12 protein-coding genes are annotated in these 17,721 nt (G+C 35.4%); 6 read left to right on the top strand and 6 right to left on the bottom strand.

The window, feature by feature from the left end; translation table 11 throughout:
- Positions 1 to 118 precede the first annotated feature (118 nt).
- Positions 119 to 1,867 (top strand): alkaline phosphatase D family protein, encoded by a 1,749-nt coding sequence (locus tag HX049_RS06165; protein ID WP_286414842.1) that lies wholly within the window; start codon positions 119 to 121, stop codon positions 1,865 to 1,867.
- A 243-nt stretch (positions 1,868 to 2,110) separates the two neighbouring features.
- The gene (locus tag HX049_RS06160) at positions 2,111 to 2,908 is read left to right on the top strand and encodes a M48 family metallopeptidase (RefSeq protein WP_286414839.1); all 798 of its coding nucleotides are present in this window, start codon (positions 2,111 to 2,113) and stop codon (positions 2,906 to 2,908) included.
- A 1,002-nt stretch (positions 2,909 to 3,910) separates the two neighbouring features.
- On the opposite strand, the gene HX049_RS06155 is transcribed toward HX049_RS06160, so the two are convergent.
- The 3 genes from HX049_RS06155 to HX049_RS06145 form a co-directional block, all read right to left on the bottom strand.
- The gene (locus tag HX049_RS06155; protein ID WP_286414836.1) at positions 3,911 to 4,594 is read right to left on the bottom strand and encodes a hypothetical protein; all 684 of its coding nucleotides are present in this window, start codon (positions 4,592 to 4,594) and stop codon (positions 3,911 to 3,913) included.
- 84 nt (positions 4,595 to 4,678) lie between these two features.
- Positions 4,679 to 6,136, bottom strand: a complete 1,458-nt coding sequence (locus HX049_RS06150; RefSeq protein WP_286414834.1) for an oligosaccharide flippase family protein — start codon at positions 6,134 to 6,136, stop codon at positions 4,679 to 4,681.
- 29 nt (positions 6,137 to 6,165) lie between these two features.
- The gene (locus tag HX049_RS06145; RefSeq protein WP_131540465.1) at positions 6,166 to 6,945 is read right to left on the bottom strand and encodes a PdaC/SigV domain-containing protein; all 780 of its coding nucleotides are present in this window, start codon (positions 6,943 to 6,945) and stop codon (positions 6,166 to 6,168) included.
- Between the two features lie 238 nt (positions 6,946 to 7,183).
- Here HX049_RS06145 and recO point away from each other — a divergent pair, with 238 nt between their 5' ends.
- The 4 genes from recO (at position 7,184) to HX049_RS06125 (ending at position 12,475) form a co-directional block, all read left to right on the top strand.
- A complete protein-coding gene (gene recO, locus HX049_RS06140; RefSeq protein WP_286414829.1) occupies positions 7,184 to 7,900 on the top strand; it encodes a DNA repair protein RecO in 717 nt (238 codons plus the stop codon).
- A 95-nt stretch (positions 7,901 to 7,995) separates the two neighbouring features.
- Positions 7,996 to 11,397: an isoleucine--tRNA ligase gene (gene ileS, locus HX049_RS06135; RefSeq protein ID WP_131540467.1), complete on the top strand. Its 3,402-nt coding sequence runs from the start codon at positions 7,996 to 7,998 to the stop codon at positions 11,395 to 11,397.
- Positions 11,398 to 11,405: 8 nt separating this feature from the next.
- Positions 11,406 to 11,792, top strand: a complete 387-nt coding sequence (locus tag HX049_RS06130) for a TraR/DksA family transcriptional regulator (RefSeq protein ID WP_006257765.1) — start codon at positions 11,406 to 11,408, stop codon at positions 11,790 to 11,792.
- Positions 11,793 to 11,878: 86 nt separating this feature from the next.
- Positions 11,879 to 12,475, top strand: a complete 597-nt coding sequence (locus tag HX049_RS06125) for a lipoprotein signal peptidase (protein WP_006257764.1) — start codon at positions 11,879 to 11,881, stop codon at positions 12,473 to 12,475.
- 164 nt (positions 12,476 to 12,639) lie between these two features.
- Here the strand turns inward: HX049_RS06125 and HX049_RS06120 are convergent, their stop codons facing one another.
- From HX049_RS06120 to HX049_RS06110, 3 genes are all read right to left on the bottom strand, one after another.
- Positions 12,640 to 15,783, bottom strand: a complete 3,144-nt coding sequence (locus HX049_RS06120) for a S41 family peptidase (protein ID WP_286414826.1) — start codon at positions 15,781 to 15,783, stop codon at positions 12,640 to 12,642.
- 158 nt (positions 15,784 to 15,941) lie between these two features.
- On the bottom strand, positions 15,942 to 16,505 hold the full coding sequence (locus tag HX049_RS06115; protein WP_286414824.1) for a 5-formyltetrahydrofolate cyclo-ligase: 564 nt from the start codon (positions 16,503 to 16,505) through the stop codon (positions 15,942 to 15,944).
- Complete coding sequence (locus HX049_RS06110) at positions 16,502 to 17,452, bottom strand: succinylglutamate desuccinylase/aspartoacylase family protein (protein WP_286414821.1); 951 nt, start codon at positions 17,450 to 17,452, stop codon at positions 16,502 to 16,504. Before HX049_RS06110 ends, HX049_RS06115 begins: the two co-directional genes overlap by 4 nt.
- Between the last annotated feature and the right edge of the window lie 269 nt (positions 17,453 to 17,721).

The following is a 17,721-nucleotide window of genomic DNA, read 5'->3' as shown; positions in this document are numbered from 1 at the left end:
ACCAAACAGTCTAAGCACCATAAATTAACATATCGCGCTTAATGGTTACGGATTGTTAACCTGGTTTTAATTCTCTGATAATGCGAGAAGAGTTGTTTTGTGATAAAGTTTTTAAAGTATGGATAATTCACAATTCAATAGAAGGAAGTTCTTGCGCACTTCTTTATTAGCATCAGGAAGTCTTTTTTTAGCACCTATAATTATTAGTTGTTCTAATGATGATTCTAGTATTCCAGACACAGATGGTGTGGATGGACAATTTCAGATCAAAAACTTTGACTATGGTGTAGCTAGTTTTGACCCAACTGCTACTAGTGTGATCATTTGGACTCGTTATGCTAATGCAAATACAGAAATAGTATGGGAAATAGCAAAAGACCTTCATTTTAAAGATATTGTTCGTCAAGGCAAGGTTACTGTTGCCTCTCTTTCAGATAATACGATCGCTATAGAGATACAAGACTTACCTTCTAATAGTAAGTTCTATTATAGATTTTATAATGCTTTAGCTAAAGATACCTCTGTGATAGGGGAGACTATCACACTACCTGCTACATCAGATCAGGTAAGTAATGTGAAGCTAGCCATAGCGTCGTGTTCTAATTATCCAGCGGGTCTATTTCACGTCTATGGTGAGATGGCTAAGTCAGACGCGGATGTCATTATCCACTTAGGAGATTATATCTATGAGTACGCTCCTGGGCAGTACGGTACTAATGCGAGTACTATTGCCTTTAATAGAGCTCATAAACCGAATAAAGAGATCGTTACTTTAGAGGATTATAGAGAACGATATAAACAGTACAGAAGTGATGCTAACCTTCAGTTAGCACATCAGAAGAAGCCTTTTATCTGCGTGTGGGATGATCACGAGATAGCTAATGATACCTATAAAGATGGTGCAGAAAATCATCAGCCAGATACAGAAGGTAGTTTTGAAACAAGAAAAAGAGCGGCATTACAGGCGTATAGTGAGTTTATACCACTAAAGACTGGTAAAGACGCTCGTATCTATAGAAGTTTTGACTTCGGTAATATTCTTTCCTTACACATGTTAGATACTCGTGTTATTGCTAGAGATAAACAGTTGAGTTACGGTAATTATATGACTGCTGAGGGCTTTGATCAAGCTAAGTTTATGCAAGATTATATGAATCCTAACCGTCAATTATTAGGGAAAGAACAGTTAGGGTGGTTAGCAGGTCAGATGAACTCTAGTGGGGCTACATGGCAGGTGTTAGGACAACAGATCTTAATGGCGAAGATGCTTGTTCCTGCTGAGTTTTTAATGATTGTTAATCAGATTATGGCTGAGATAGAGGCTGGAGGAAGCGCTTCTGCTAATTCGATGCTTGCGTTACAAAAGGCTGTAGGAGAATTAGTAGTGATTAAAACTCGTTTATTACAAGGCGATCCTACGCTTACAGCACAAGAGAAGGCTAGAGTGACTACCGTGTTGCCATATAATTTAGATGCATGGGATGGGTATGCGGTGGAGCGAGAGATGCTGTATAGCTTGTGCAAAGGAAAAAAGGTGATGACTCTAGCAGGAGATACACATAATGCATGGTATAGTCAGATGAAGACACAGACTGGAGAGATAGTAGGATATGAGTTAGCGACTAGTTCTGTTAGTTCGCCTGGTATGGAGACATATTTAGGGATATCGAATGATCCGAGTCAGGCTAGACAATTAGAACAAGTAATGCCATTGCTAGTAGATGAGCTAGACTATGTAAATCTAACAGATAGAGGATATTTATATATTGACTATACTACATCTGGCGCGAAGGCAGAGTGGAGATTTGTAGATACCGTATTGAATGCTAATTATACAGTACAAACTAAAAAAACAGTTGTGATATAATAAGTTGTTGTGTGTCATAATATTTAAGAGCTCTTAGGAGCTCTTTTTTATTTGGTAAAAGCGTTTTCATAGTGAGATACAGAAAACTTTATTTTTAGCCTTTTAGTGGAATAATAAGAGATTTTTTAGCTCTTTCTGAGAATATAATATGCCTGTTAAGCGTTGAATATGAGTTTTTAATGTTCGATTAGCGAATTTAAAATAAAATAGTACATTTGTTCTTGTAAAAAAAATATTAACATTATGAAAAAAGTTTTATTATCTGCATGTTTAGTGTGTTTCGCAATAGGAACGGCTAATGCACAGTTTGGGAAATTAAACCCAAAGAAGATCGAAGCTGGTCTAAAAGCAGCTAAGGCATTTACAGTAAGTGATGAAGAAGTAGCTCAGTCTGCTGCCGCTGCTGTTAAGTGGATGGATGAGAATAACCCTGTGTGTACAGTGAAGGATAAAGATCCTAAAATGAAGGCATACGCAGAGCGTTTAGAGCGTATCTTCGGACCATATAAGAACTATGATGGTCTAGATCTAAACTATAAAGTATACTACGTTACAGACGTGAATGCTTTTGCTTGTCCTGATGGAAGTGTACGTGTATTCTCTTCATTGATGGATATTATGACAGATGATGAGCTATTAGGTATCATCGGTCACGAGATCGGACACGTAAAATTAAAGCACTCTTTAAACGGATATAGAAAAGTACTTCTTGCAGAAGCTGCTGTACAATTTGCTGGTACTACACAAGGTACAGTAGGTGACTTAATGAAAGGTGACCTAGGGGCTTTAACAGAGAAACTTATTGGAGCTCAGTTCTCTCAAGGACAAGAGACTGACTCGGATGATTACTCTTATAAATTCTTAGTAGCGAATGGTAAGAACCCACAAGCATTAGCAGATGGATTCCAAAAGTTTGCTGATATGGAGAAAGAGTATGGAGCTGATAAATCTACTAAAGCTAAAATATTCTCTACTCACCCTGATAGTGAGAAACGTGTAAAGCGCATCGAAGGTAAAATCAAAAAAGACGCTAAGAAATAGTCGTCTAAATGTCAATATGAAGAGCCACTTCTGTATAGAAGTGGCTTTTTTTTGTTTCTATGTATAAGTATGTAATCCTATTTTGAAGGAATACTTATACTAGCTTTTCCGTATGTATTAAAAAACACACTTCACTTTTTTAAAAAAATGCTGTTTTAGGCGTATTGATCAGGTGTATTTTAGAGTTATTCTCTCACTTTTTTTAGAAAAACATTGGTTTTGGGTATTAATGAAGTTTTATTCTAAAAAAAAGGATATGTTTTTTTGAATAGGTAATTATTGTAAGCTATTGTTATTTAGTTGTTTATGTTGTTATTGTGTTTTTCCTCTTCTCGGTGTATCTGTCTCTATCCTAGAGTATATCTATCTTCATTTTGAGTTGCTCGACAATCGGTGGAGAATAGGTCGTAAATAGTGGACTAGAGAATTATTAGTCGAAGAATGCTTCTACTATTGATCATGTATTGTCCAAGAAGAAAGAATGGGGAAAGAAAGGGCAGAGGTTCTATGCTATTTTAAGAAATAGATGGATGGGGTAGCATTTGATTATAGCAATACAGCTTGTAGTGCTTGATGTGAAGTGTTTAAGCAAATGGTGTTGGAGATCTGTTGCTTAGAGTTAAGTGCTAATCAGCAGAAAAATTTATGTTGTCTGGAGATTGAGAGTAGCTAAGTGAGTGCATTGATATACGGTTATCTTTATCTTTTCTTTTTTTTCCTCTTTTTCTTTTGATTGGGGTTTTTTACGATAAGAAGATGCTTTATGTAAGCACCTAGTAAGATAAATATAAGTGCATCTACGAATATAAGGATGCTATACGCATTCCTAAGACTAATGTGATAGATAAATAAGCCTACTAGCGCTATTTGGCATAGTGCTAGTATTCTCATTTGTGTGGTTATCTTATTATGAGGCTTTGTACTCATGGTGTATTTATAGCTTGGATAATACTATGTTCTCTTAGTGACAAGAGAGATGTGTTGTCGTTATCTAAGAAGGAATTATTTTATTAGAGTATATATTATGGTCACAACTATCAGGATGATAAAGAAGTAGACTATGTAAGAATTACTCTTTTGGTTCGAATTAGGATTTTGGACACGTTTATTTCTTTGTCTTCTATCATCCGCTTGTTTATAGCTGTCTAATTCTTTAAAATCAAGGTTATCTATCGAAGCAAAACCTGTGCCTCCATTGATTAAGCCTATTGGGGTTAAGTACTTTATACCCAAGAGATCTTGTTCTTGTATAGCAGTTATTTCTTTGTTTATACTGTTGATGAATTCTTGTGGAGTATCATATAGACAGATATATTCTAATAGTTCTATATTAATAACACCCCCTAGAGAAAGATGATTAGCTATACAAGCTATAAAATCATCATATAATGGCAATGCAGGATCGAGATGTTTCTCTATAAAAGTTCTTGCTAATGAGGCATTGGTATTAAAACTTTCGTTGGAGATAGTGATAATACATAAGGAATCATCTATGTCATTTTTGATATCTTCCTCCTCGTCCTTAAAGTCTATATTGATAAAAGAGGACTCCCAATAAGATTGTTTACTACTGATCATTTCATGATCTAGTAGACAAATCCAAAAGAAAGGGAGAGTGTTCTTTCCTTCAAATAAAAATGTATTTTCCTCATCTTTCTTAATGCTTAAGTAGGTGTAGTTAGCCATAACGTATTTTTTAAAGTATTAAATATAAGACAATTAAATACATGTTAAAAAAAATCCATTACTAACTAGTAATGGATTCTTTATTTATCGTTTGATCATTTTTTTGATAACGGTATTTTCAAATTTGTATATAACACCTAAGAATACGAGTATAAAGGCTATTCCAACGAAATAATTTTCTCTAAAACAGTAGAAGTAGACAAAGCTGAGGAGTATAGATATGCCTAGATATCCTCCTATAGCCTTTTTGTCATAAGGGATAGGATATTGCTTTTGTCCCATCACATAAGAGACTAGCATCATAGATGCATAGGCTATCAGTGTAGCTATCGCAGATCCCATATAGCCCCATATAGGGATAAGTATAAAGTTAAAGATCAGTGTGAATACAGCTCCCATAATAGAGATATAGGCTCCTATGGCAGTCTTGTCCCTTAGTTTATACCATACAGATAGGTTGGTATAGATTCCCATACATAAGTTGGCTAAGATGATTAGTGGAACGACAATCATCGCATCCCAATAAGATTCATTTCTAATAAACAGAACTTTCAATACATCTGCAAATACGATAACGCCTAACATAATCATACTCCCAAAAATAGTGAAGTACTTAGTAATGGTTGCGTATTTAGTAGGTGCGTCATCATTCTTGGCATAGTTAAAGAAGAACGGTTCTATACCTAGTGTATAAGCTTGTCTAAACAGAACCATAAACAATCCTAACTTATAACACGCTGCATACTTTCCTACCTCTGATAATGCGATATCAGCTGGTAATAGTCGTTCAAGAAGTATCTTGTCAAAACCTTCATTGATAGCAAATGCTAGCCCACCTACCATAATAGGAAAACTATATTTAAGCATCTGTTTATTCAGTTCTTTATTAAACTTAAATTTAATACTGAAGTAGTCTTTATAGAAGACTAAGAAAGTGAATAAACTAGCGACAAGGTTAGCAATGAATATGTAGACTACTTGATTTCCCTCTTTATAAATAGTGTTGAATATACTATCAGGATAGGCGGTGCTCAGCTTAGGTAGATAATATAAGAAGAATATATTAAGTGCTGTATAAATACAGACATTGGCTATTCTGATAACACTGTAGTATAGAGGTCTCTGATCTGCTCTAAGTTTAGCAAAAGGGACGATGACTAAGGCGTCTAGTACTAAGATAGAGAGTACATAATATAGTAGCTCTGCTGAGACATCTAATAAGGATGCCCAATAGTGTATCGTAAGTAGACTGAATACAGCAAAGAGCAGAGAAGTAAAGCCTAAGAATAATAAGCTGTTATTAATAACCTCTTTCTTATCCTCTTGTTTATTATAAAATCTAAAAAAAGCTGTTTCCATCCCAAATGATAGAATAACATTTAGAAACATCATGATAGAGAAAATAACGCTATACTGTCCGTAAGCATTATTTTGCATTAAATCTGTATGGAAAGGAACCAGAAAAAATCCGATTACTTTTGGAAACACTGCTGCTAATCCGTAGATCGCTGTTTGTTTAAATATTTTTTTATAAATGCTCACTACTTCGAGATTCTATATTAATTGGATACTTACTTATTTGATTTGTTAGGGATCAGTAGGAAGTTTAAAAAAGGTTCTATTTCTTCCTTTGAAAAGGTAATGCGTACTGGTTCGTCAGAGAATGCTGTAATATCATAGCTGTTGTAATAGGCTATGACAGATTCTTCATAGAAGAATATATTTTCGGGCATTTTAAATACATCTTCATCGAATAATAAACCATGCGAATTAATATTGTCTTCTTTGTCTATTCCTCTTTGTTCTCTCAGTTTAGATTCTAACAATTTAGAAAAACCTTCCCAATCTTTAAACAATTCTTGATTGTTGTACTGTTCTCCTGTTAGTGGATTATAGTGTACTGCTTTCTCTCCCTTGTATCCATGAGCCCCTCCTGTGAATGTATAGTATTCTATGGCAAAACTTAACAGGTGATTATTATAAAAGGTAACAGTATTCTGTGTAGTGCCTTTCCATGGGAATGAGTCTTTAGGGAACTTTTTAGCCATTTCTGTAAATGAGTTGATAAAAGAACTCACTATTTCGTCATAAGAACTCACATCATGAGGATTTTCGTCAAATGAAAGGATGTCATTAATAATGACTAAGTTGTTTTGATTTATCTTAGTAGTGATGTCATTTACAGGGTCTATTATCTCTGCTGTATTTATCTTCACTTCTGTACAGTCATCTTCTATACAACTTTCCAGTAGAATCTTTTGGTAAACTTTTTCTTCAAAAGAGAATTCCTTATCCTTTTTACAACTTATAAAAGTGATGAAAAGGCATAAGAATAAAAGGCTTTTTTTCATAGTGGTTTTTTTCATAGGTCTTTGCAAAGCTATGAAAATTGTTATGATTATGATTAGTTTATGTTAGATTTAGTGTTTTAAGTTTACTACCTTTTTTGAGGTATAAGAGGTTGTAAAACAGATTTTAAATAAGCTTGGAAGTTCTTTTTTTAATCTGTAAAACATATTATTTTGATACTTTTGCCCTATGTCTAAACAGTAGTGTTTTAGAAAAGAGATTTTTAAAAAGAAGAGGATTATGCAGATCAAGAGTAAAGCTATTGTACTTAGTGCTTTAAAATATCAAGAGAAAAGCTTGATCGTAAAGTGTTTTACAGAGGAACAGGGTGTCGTTAGTTTCTTTGTTCGCAATGCTTTTGCTAAAGGTAAGTCTGCTCAGAAAATGGCTTATTTTCAACCATTGACAATATTAGAGATTGATTTTATTTATAAGAATAAAGGAGGTCTAGAGTACTTTAAGGAGGTTAAAACAGCTCATGTATATCAAGATATCTATTATAATTATAGTAAGAATTGTATTGCTATTTTTATAGGTGAAGTACTACATTCAGTATTTAGAGAGCCTGTTGTGGATAAAGACTTCTTTACTTTTTTAGAAGCAGCTTTACTATGGTTTGACACACATGATGAGGTCGCTAATTTTCACTTGATTCTAATGATAGAATTGACGAAGTACTTTGGATTTTATCCTGCATTAGAGGGTAGAAGTAAGCTTTATTTTAACTGGGAAGAGGGAGTGTTTACAGATCATTTTTCTCCCTGTTGTTTTGATGAAGAACCGACATTTTTGTTTAGAAAATTGATAGAATTAGGCTTCTCTAGTGACCAAAAAGTCTTTAATAATAAGGATCGAAAGAGGCTGTTAACCATGTTGATTAGCTATTATGAGCAGCATTTAAGTGAGTTCAGAAAGCCGAATTCTCTAGAGGTTTTAAAAGAAGTATTCTCTAACTAAATATTTTAATGTTTTTCCTACCAATTAATTAGGGAGATATTGGAGTAATTTGTTTAAATTCGCAAAATTGATTAAAAAATATTATAATAATAACGATGAGCACTAAATTTACAGAATATAAGAATCTTGACATGTCAGGGGTAGCATCGGAGATGCTAGAGTTTTGGAAAGAACAATCAATATTCGAAAAAAGTATTAGTACTAGAGAGGATAATAAACCTTTCGTGTTTTTCGAAGGCCCACCTTCAGCTAATGGTAAACCAGGAATTCACCACGTGATGGCTCGTGCTATTAAGGATATTTTTTGTCGTTATAAAACTCAGAAGGGGTTCCAAGTAAAGCGTAAAGCTGGATGGGATACGCATGGACTACCTGTAGAGTTAGGTACAGAGAAAGAACTTGGAATCACGAAAGAGGATATCGGAACTAAAATTACAATAGAAGAATATAATCAAGCTTGTAAACGTACTGTAATGCGTTATACAGATCTATGGAATGACCTTACTGAAAAGATGGGTTATTGGGTAGATATGAACGATCCTTATGTGACTTACAAGTCTAAATATATGGAATCAGTATGGTGGTTGTTAAAACAGATCTATGATAAAGATTTGTTATACAAAGGATATACTATCCAACCTTATTCTCCTAAAGCAGGTACTGGTCTATCATCACATGAGATTAACCAGCCAGGAGCATATAAAGATATCACTGATACAACTATCGTAGCACAGTTTAAAGCTATTGATGAGACATTACCAGAGTTTTTAAAAGGATTTGGTACTATTCATTTCTTAGCTTGGACGACTACTCCATGGACGTTGCCATCAAATACGGCATTGACTGTAGGGCCTAAGATTGACTATGTATTAGTGAAGTCGTTTAACCAATATACTGGTGAGGCGATTAATGTGGTATTAGGTAAACCACTAGTTGGTAAGCAGTTTGCAGGGAAGTTTGCAGCTGTAGAAACTGAAGAAGAATTAAACGCATATAAAGAAGGTGATAAAAAGATTCCTTACTTAGTAGTTAAGGAATTTAAAGGTGCTGACTTAGTAGGTACTAAATATGAGCAGCTATTGCCATACGTATTGCCATATCAAAATCCTGAGAACGCATTCAGAGTGATCTCTGGAGACTTCGTAACTACAGAAGATGGTACTGGTATCGTACATACAGCTCCTACTTTTGGAGCAGATGATGCTAAGGTAGCTAAAGAAGCTACACCAGAAGTACCACCTATGCTTATCCTTGATGCTGATGAGAACCCAGTTCCATTAGTAGACTTACAAGGTCGTTTCGTTAAAGAGATGGGAGACTTAGGAGGTAAATATGTGAAGAACGAATATTACGATGAAGGGCAAGCACCTGAGCGCTCTGTAGACGTAGAAATAGCTATTCGTTTAAAAGAAGAAAACAAAGCGTTCAAAGTAGAGAAGTATGTTCACAGCTACCCACATTGTTGGAGAACGAACAAGCCTGTATTGTACTACCCATTAGACTCTTGGTTTATCAAGATCACTGAGGTAAAAGAGCGTATGTTCGAATTAAACGAAGAAGTGAACTGGAAGCCTAAAGCGACTGGAGAGGGACGTTTTGGTAACTGGATTAAGAATGCAAATGACTGGAACTTATCTCGTTCTCGTTTCTGGGGTATTCCATTGCCGATCTGGAGATCTGAGGATAAGACAGAAGAGTTGGTAGTAGGATCTGTAGAAGAGTTAATGAATGAGATTAATAAATCTATGGCTGCTGGTATCCAAACAGCTAATCCTTTTGAAGGATTCGTAGTAGGAGATATGAGTGAAGAGAACTATGATAAAGTAGATTTACATAAGAATGTAGTTGATAATATCGTATTAGTATCTCCTTCTGGTAAGCCTATGCGTCGTGAGTCAGACTTAATTGATGTTTGGTTTGATTCAGGATCGATGCCTTATGCACAATGGCACTACCCATTTGAGAATAAAGATTTAATAGACAATAATAAATCATATCCTGCAGACTTTATCGCTGAGGGAGTTGACCAGACACGTGGATGGTTCTATACATTACACGCTATTGCTACATTAGTATTCGATACTAAAGCATATAAGAATGTAGTGTCTAACGGATTAGTGTTAGATAAGAATGGATTAAAGATGTCTAAGAGTTTAGGTAATACTGTAGATCCATTTGAAACATTAGCTGAGCACGGACCAGATGCTACTCGTTGGTATATGATTTCGAATGCTAATCCATGGGATAACTTGAAGTTTGACCTTGATGGTATTACAGAAGTAAGAAGAAAGTTCTTTGGGACATTATATAATACTTATAACTTCTTTGCGTTATATGCTAATATTGATGGATTTAAATACGAAGAGAAAGACATTCCATTAGCAGAAAGACCTGAGATAGACAGATGGATCTTATCAGAGTTAAATACTTTAGTACAACGTGTAGACGAATTCTATGCAGAGTATGAGCCAACGAAAGCAGCTCGTGCGATTACAGATTTCGTTACAGAGAACTTGAGTAACTGGTATGTGCGTCTATGTAGAAGAAGATTCTGGAAAGGTGAATATGCACAAGATAAGATAGCAGCTTACCAAACATTGTATACCTGTTTATTAACAGTAGCTAAACTAGGATCTCCTATTGCTCCGTTCTTTATGGATAAACTTTACAGAGACTTAACTTTAGCTACACATGGAGAAAGTTTCGAATCTGTACATTTGGCTAATTTCCCAGAATTCAAGGAAGAGTTCGTTGATAAAGCATTAGAAAGCAGAATGCAAAAAGCTCAAATCATTTCTTCATTAGTGTTATCACTTCGTAAGAAAGAGATGATTAAGGTACGTCAACCATTACAGAGAGTTATGATTCCTGTACTTGATGAGAACCAAAGAAATGAGATATTAGCTATTGCTGATCTAATCAAAGCTGAGGTTAATGTGAAAGAAATCGAGTTGCTAGATGATGCTTCAGGTATCTTAGTAAAACAGATCAAGCCTAACTTTAAAACATTAGGGCCACGATTTGGTAAGGATATGGGGCTGATTGCGAATAAGATACAAGGTTTTGGACAAGAAGAAATCGCATTAATTGAAAGAAATGGTGAGATTACGTTAGAACTATCAGAAAAAAGTGTTACTTTAACAGTAGCAGATGTTGAGATTACTTCTCAAGATATTGAAGGATGGCTAGTTGCTAATGAAGCTGGACTAACAGTAGCATTAGACATCACTATCAGTCCTGAATTGAGAAAAGAAGGTATCTCAAGAGAGTTAGTAAATAGAATTCAGAACATCAGAAAAGACTCTGGATTTGAAGTTACAGACAAGATTGTAGTAAAAATACTAGAAGAAAAAGAAATAAAAGAGGCTGTTTTAGCGAATGAAGACTATATTAAGTCTGAAACACTAACACACACATTAGAATTCGTGACTGAGTTGAGCGAGGGTGTAGATGTAGAGTTTGATGAGCTAAAAACGCGAGTGTTAATTTTAAAATAATTAAAATTATGAAAGAAGTAGGTGAAATTGTACGTTATTCTGATGCAGATTTAGCTGAATTTAAGGTGTTAATATCGGCTAAGATTGAGAAAGCTCAAGCAGATTTAGAATTAATTAAAAGCGCCTATATGAATGATTTGAATAATGGTACAGATGATACATCACCTACATTCAAAGCGTTTGAAGAAGGAAGCGAAACAATGTCTAAAGAAGCGAATGCTCAGTTAGCAATACGTCAAGAGAAGTTTATTCGCGATTTAAAAAATGCATTAATCCGTATTGAAAACAAGACTTACGGTATATGTAAAGTAACAGGGAAACTAATTGATAAAGAAAGATTGAAATTAGTTCCACATGCTACTATGAGTATCGAGGCAAAGAATCTGCAACGTTAATCTTTAATAAATTTAAAAACGCTCCATTAGGAGCGTTTTTTTTATGTGATAAAATAACTACATTTGTTCCTTGTAAATAAAGAAAAATGTCGTTAAAGAGAGCTTACCTACTTGTTTTGATAGTATTGATACTAGATCAGCTATTGAAGATATATATTAAAACTAATTTTTTATTAAATGATGAGATAGTCGTTTTTGATTGGTTTCGCATTCATTTTATAGAGAATGAGGGTATGGCCTGGGGGGTAGAGTTACCTGGTGATTACGGTAAACTTGCTTTGACATTATTTAGAATAGTAGCTGTATGCGGTATCGCATGGTGGTTAAATGATTCTTTCAAGAAGAAAGCTTCTAATTATCTTATCGTAGCTATTGCTTTAATTATGGCAGGAGCTTTAGGTAATATTATTGATTCTATATTCTATGGAGTTATTTTTAATGAGAGTACACCAGGGCAGATAGCAACGATGTTTTCAGATCAACCTTATGGTAGTTGGTTTCACGGTAAGGTAGTAGATATGTTCTATTTCCCTATCTGGAAAGGATATCTACCTGAGTGGTTACCTATCTGGGGAGGAAACTACTTTACTTTCTTCAATGCTATTTTTAATATTGCGGATGTAGCTATATCAGTAGGCGTTGGTATCTTAATCGTATTTAGTAAAAAAGTTTTTAAAAACTAACAATATGGCTCTCTTTAAGGGAGCCTTTTTTTATATATAGAGATTGGGCTAGATATAGATGATTCGTTGCTTAAATCACCTCGTATGAAGGTGATGGAGTAGGAGGTGAACTATAGCCTAAGATATAAAAGTATAAAGGCTTCCTTCAGGAAGCCTTTACTGTATTATTTAATGTCATTCAAGATTTCTTGAACAGCTCTCTCTAGTTGAGGATCATTGTCATTTAATCTATCTACGAATGTGTTTTTAACATAGATATCAGGTGCAACACCTGTTTTCTCTAGGTTCTGCCCATCCAGTGTATAAGTACCCCATGATGGTAATCTATATGATGAGCCGTCTACTAAGCTCTTACCAGATGTGAAGATAATCCATCTATAGGTCTCTTGACCGATGATTTTACCTAGTTTTAAAGCTTTAAATCCTGCAGCAGTCATCTCGGCATCACTCAGAGATGACTCATTGATAAGTAGGACTATTGGCTTACCACTAGGGGTGAAGTTACTCTGTACTGTTAGTTTACCTTCTCTATACTTCCATTGTAGATAGGGTCTTTGAGATAAGAAGTTCAGTACCTTATCATGTACATTCCCTCCTGTATTATAACGCAAGTCTAAGATCACACCTTCTTTATTAGCCTCTTGTTCTACCATATCGAGTAAGAATCTGTCTAACTCAGGTGAAGTCATATTCTTCATATATGTATATGCGATACGATTATCACTAAGCTTGTTTACGCGTTGTTTATTTGTATAAATCCATTCGTCATAGAGTAGTGACTTCATGTCTCCAAAAGAGATAGGATGTAGCTTCGTATTAATCTCTTTTCCTCCTCTATTGAATGTTAAGCTTATTTCTTCTTGACGATTAGGGAAAGCGAAATAAGTATCTCTATTCGCTTTCTCATCTATTTTATGCCCATTCACTTTGGTTAATACATCGCCTGGTTTAATGTCTATGTCTGTTGCATAAGCAGGGGATTTACGTACGATGCGCTCTACTTGATAAGGCTTATCCGTATTGAATACGATACCAGTCTCATAAGATCTGTAGCTTAGTTTTGTCTTTTCTTCACTTCCAGAAGAATTAAACCCTAAATGAGAAGAACCTAATTCTCCTAACATATCGTTCAGTAAGATACGCAGGTCATTTCTGCTATTAACATCAGGTAGGTATTGAGCGAATTGCTCTTTCATATTATCCCAATCTATACCGTGGAAAGTTTCGTCATAAAAATTCTCCTCTACACCAGCCCATGTCTCATAATACATTTGGTTGAACTCATCTGCCAAGTTTTTAGTAAAGCTGTGTTTGATTTTAATCTGCTCAGGCTTACCTTTGCTTAACTCAAAGCTATAGATATTACCACTGATTAGTGCATATACTTTTTTGTCACGTTGAAGTAACTGATTCGCGCGTTTATCGAATACTTTCTCGCTTTTATTATCTTCGAAGTCTTCGTAAACTGTTTTGTATAAATTGCCCTTTCCGTTTTCTTGATTCGTGTTATAGAACACTACCTCTTTTTTATCATCAGCGAATACGATAGGATTATATTGGTTACCAAAACGGTCACTTACCTGTTCTATACGGTCAAGTAGTCCCTCTGTGTTTATCTTAATAGATTTCACTTTTGGGGTGTCGTCTTGTTTTTTCTTTTTGTCCTTTTTCTTAGTGTCTTTTGTATCCTCCTCTTTCTTCTCTACGAATAGTTTGTCAAACTGATCAGACTTAAATGCATCTGTCTGCCAGTCTACAGAGAATCGGTAGATACTAGGATTTTGCATCCCTAGAGGATAAGAAGGATTAAGTCTATCACTCATAAAGTAGATATACTTACCACTAGGAGACCAGTAAGGACTAGACTCTGCTACACCTGTATTCGTTAAGTTAATTGTTTCATTCTTTGCGATATGATGAACAAAGATGTCCTCTTCAAAATTGCGCTTAGCGGTGAATAGTACATATTCGCCATTAGGAGAGAAAGAAGGTGTAGAGTTTTGGAATGCCCATATCTCGTCTTTCACTATTACTTTAGAAGTATAAGTCGTCAAGTCTAATAATCTCACTTCATCTCTACCACTTAGGTATACAGCTTTAGTCATTTCTTTATTTAAAGTAATGTCTCTGTTGTTGCGATTATCAGAAGTTAATTGAGTAACTGTTCCCTTGCCATCAGCAGATCTTTTAAACCAATTTTGGTATCCTTTATAAGTCTGACTGTATAGTAGCGTCTTGTTGTCCTTTAACCATTTTACTTCCATTACACGTTCTTTACCATCCGATACTGCTTGTACGAATTTTCCTTCGATATCCGATACGAATAATATCCCACGACTAACGAATGCAATCTTCTTGGCATCGGGAGACACATCGAAGTATTCCATATTCTCTTCTACAGCATAAGACTGCTCTTTCTCGATTGCTTTATTCGTGTTTACAGAAGTAGCTAGAGGTGTTATAGACTTAGTAGCTGTGTCAAGTACATAAATCATATAATCTTTCTCAAAAACGACTTTGCTACCATCTGCTGACACATAAGGTTTCTTGATAGAGGTATCGAAGTTAGTCAAGGCTACTTTCTTTCCATTGTCGAAGGTGTATAAGTTATAGTTACCATTGTTCTCGTCTGAGATGAAGTATATCTTTCCATTCTTATCTACTGTAGGGTTAAAATCCTTTCCTTCATAATCTGTATAAGATTTGAATGCCTTAGTCGTAGGATTATAACCTAGTATATCTGGGTTGTTCTCTCCTTTATAACGCTTACGAGTAGTCTGACTAGCACTCTCCATAGAGCTAGTGAATAAGTACTCACCAGCAGGAGTAACTACTAATCCATTTGTATTATTAAAGTAGTTTGTGAACAGTGGTTTAGGAGTACCACCATTGATATCTATAGCATAAGAACCAAAGTTATTATTCGCGTTAGAAGTGAAGTAAATCGTCTTACTATCCCAACTCCAGCTCTCTACATCTTCAGAAGCTTGGTGATAAGTAAGTTGTGTGATTTGTCCTCCTGTTAGAGGCATTAAGAATACATCTCTGTTGCCGTATTGGTCAGAAGAGAATGCAAGCCATTTTCCATCAGGAGATACACGAGGGTTAGTCTCGTTGCCTTCTAAGGCAGTTACTCTTAGAGCTTCTCCACCAGCTGTTGGAGCTTGCCATATATCGCCATTATAGCTAAAGTAAGTAGTCTTTCCATCAGGGCTTAGTGATGGGGTAGAAGCAAATTTAGGTGATTGCTGTCCCCATGCTAAACTTACAAGAGAAAGTGTAAGTAAGGTGATAGTGTTTTTGATCATTGGTTAATATTTTTAATAAACATAAAAATATTTTCCCTAACTCACTAATCCTAATTTAGTTTTAACTGTTGATAGAAACCTAACAGTAAAGTGTCTGTATTCAAATAGATCTTTAAAAGAATGAGACAATACCTCAATATTGTCTCGTTCTATATGTATTAAAATCGATATACTTCTGTGGGAGTGATGCAATAGTCAAGAGGGATATCTCCCTCTCTTACATCACTGATATGGTCTTCTGGTGGGAAGAAACTCAGTCCTACTTTGATCACATCGGGCTTGCATTCTGCTAAGAATCTATCGTAAAACCCCTTGCCATAGCCTATTCTATTTCCTTGTTTGTCATAAGCTAATAAGGGAATGAAGACTACATCAAGCTGTTTTTCGCTTACTTGAATGCCGTCTATAGGTTCAGGAATACCATAACTATTGACTTTAATCGTAGTATTATCCGTCAAGAGGTAATGTGACAATGTCCCCTCCTTGAAGTCAGATTTAGATAAGATAGTATTCTTATCCTTACCCGCTAATATCTGAAGTAGGTATTCTGTATCTATTTCTTTTTTATTTCGAATACTTAGAAACAGGTGATAGTTCACCTTATCCCAGATCGGTAACTGTAGTGCTTGATTTGCGATTTCTAAACTGAGGTCATCTATTTTATCTAAGTCTAAGTTATCGCGAAGAGCTTTATATTTTAATCTTAATTCTTCTTTATTCATTTTTTTAATGTTTTTGAGATGTGAAATACTGCATCTCCTTGATAGACTATAGGAGCATCATTTACATTGATTACATAGCCTGCATTCGGTGCTTTGATTGTTGTGTTTTCTTTTCCATATGGGTCAGATATCTCTGCTAATACAGCTCCTTTCTCTACGTATGAACCTATTTTTACCTGATCGTGTAGTAACCCAGAGCGCTTAGCACGTACCCAAATAGAGTTGGTGATGATGGTCATATCTTCTTTAGGAGGGCAGATGCTAAACTCATCTTTCAACATATCAAAAGAGTGTAAGAATCGCTTCGTGCCTTCTACTCCCATTTCAGATACATCAGAGTTAATATCTAAGGACTTTCCTCCTTCGAATAATAGCATTTTGATACCTTTCTTAGCACACGCATTTCTAAAAGAACCAGCTATCTGTGCTGAGTACAATAAGAAAGGCGGATGAAAGATTGTCGCTAACTCTTCTAACTCTAGGTTTTCTGGAGCGATTCTGATTTGAGGAGCATTAAATCTACTTGCACCTCCTGCGTGAAAGTCGATTGCATAATCTACATGAGGCAAGATGTAGTTCACGAGATAATGGGCAAAACGCCCTGCTAGTGAGCCAGTCTTACTACCAGGGAATACCCTGTTCATATCCCTACCATCTGGGAACTCTCTAGATTGGTTAATAAAACCAAATATATTAATTACAGGGATACAAATAATCGTACCTCGCTTAGGAACATTCATCCCACGATGTACTATCTGACGTACGATATCCACCCCATTCAACTCATCACCATGTAGCCCAGCGGAGAGTAATACGGTAGGACCGTCTAGTCTAGCTCTAGATACGATAACAGGTATTTTAAGTTTGGTAGCTGTGTGTAATCTTGCGATTTCAAGGTTTAAAGTCTTGGTTTCACCAGGATGTATTGTTTCATCTAGTATAGTCATCTTTCTAACAATTTTGGAACTGTGAAGATATTAAAAGTTTCGCATTAGTGTTTTACTCGAAAGAGATAAATCGTTACTAGTGGTGTTTTTAGTGCGGAGTATGTAAGTATAGTGTTTAAGTAATGTAATGTCACGGATTGCAAATCCGCGACAACAGGTACTATGTGAGGTAGTTCGTTTAGTTTAGCAGTTCGCGCGGATTTGCAATCCGTGCGGAATATGTAAGTATAGTGTTTGTTTAATGTCACGGATTGCAAATCCGCGACAAC

It is taken from the genome of Myroides odoratimimus, assembly GCF_030326305.1.
GTDB lineage: Bacteria > Bacteroidota > Bacteroidia > Flavobacteriales > Flavobacteriaceae > Flavobacterium > Flavobacterium odoratimimum_A.
The sequence above is the reverse complement of the archived record's forward strand: the minus strand, read 5'-3'. Positions and strand labels throughout refer to the sequence as shown.

Bases quoted from the DNA above. Each gene is read 5' to 3' on its own strand.
- HX049_RS06165 (WP_286414842.1), top strand. From the start codon at position 119: ATGGATAATTCACAATTCAATAGAAGGAAGTTCTTGCGCACTTCTTTA.
- HX049_RS06160 (WP_286414839.1), top strand. From the start codon at position 2,111: ATGAAAAAAGTTTTATTATCTGCATGTTTAGTGTGTTTCGCAATAGGA.
- HX049_RS06155 (WP_286414836.1), bottom strand. From the start codon at position 4,594: ATGGCTAACTACACCTACTTAAGCATTAAGAAAGATGAGGAAAATACA.
- HX049_RS06145 (WP_131540465.1), bottom strand. From the start codon at position 6,945: ATGAAAAAAAGCCTTTTATTCTTATGCCTTTTCATCACTTTTATAAGT.
- recO (WP_286414829.1), top strand. From the start codon at position 7,184: ATGCAGATCAAGAGTAAAGCTATTGTACTTAGTGCTTTAAAATATCAA.
- ileS (WP_131540467.1), top strand. From the start codon at position 7,996: ATGAGCACTAAATTTACAGAATATAAGAATCTTGACATGTCAGGGGTA.
- HX049_RS06130 (WP_006257765.1), top strand. From the start codon at position 11,406: ATGAAAGAAGTAGGTGAAATTGTACGTTATTCTGATGCAGATTTAGCT.
- HX049_RS06125 (WP_006257764.1), top strand. From the start codon at position 11,879: ATGTCGTTAAAGAGAGCTTACCTACTTGTTTTGATAGTATTGATACTA.
- HX049_RS06120 (WP_286414826.1), bottom strand. From the start codon at position 15,783: ATGATCAAAAACACTATCACCTTACTTACACTTTCTCTTGTAAGTTTA.
- HX049_RS06115 (WP_286414824.1), bottom strand. From the start codon at position 16,505: ATGAATAAAGAAGAATTAAGATTAAAATATAAAGCTCTTCGCGATAAC.
- HX049_RS06110 (WP_286414821.1), bottom strand. From the start codon at position 17,452: ATGACTATACTAGATGAAACAATACATCCTGGTGAAACCAAGACTTTA.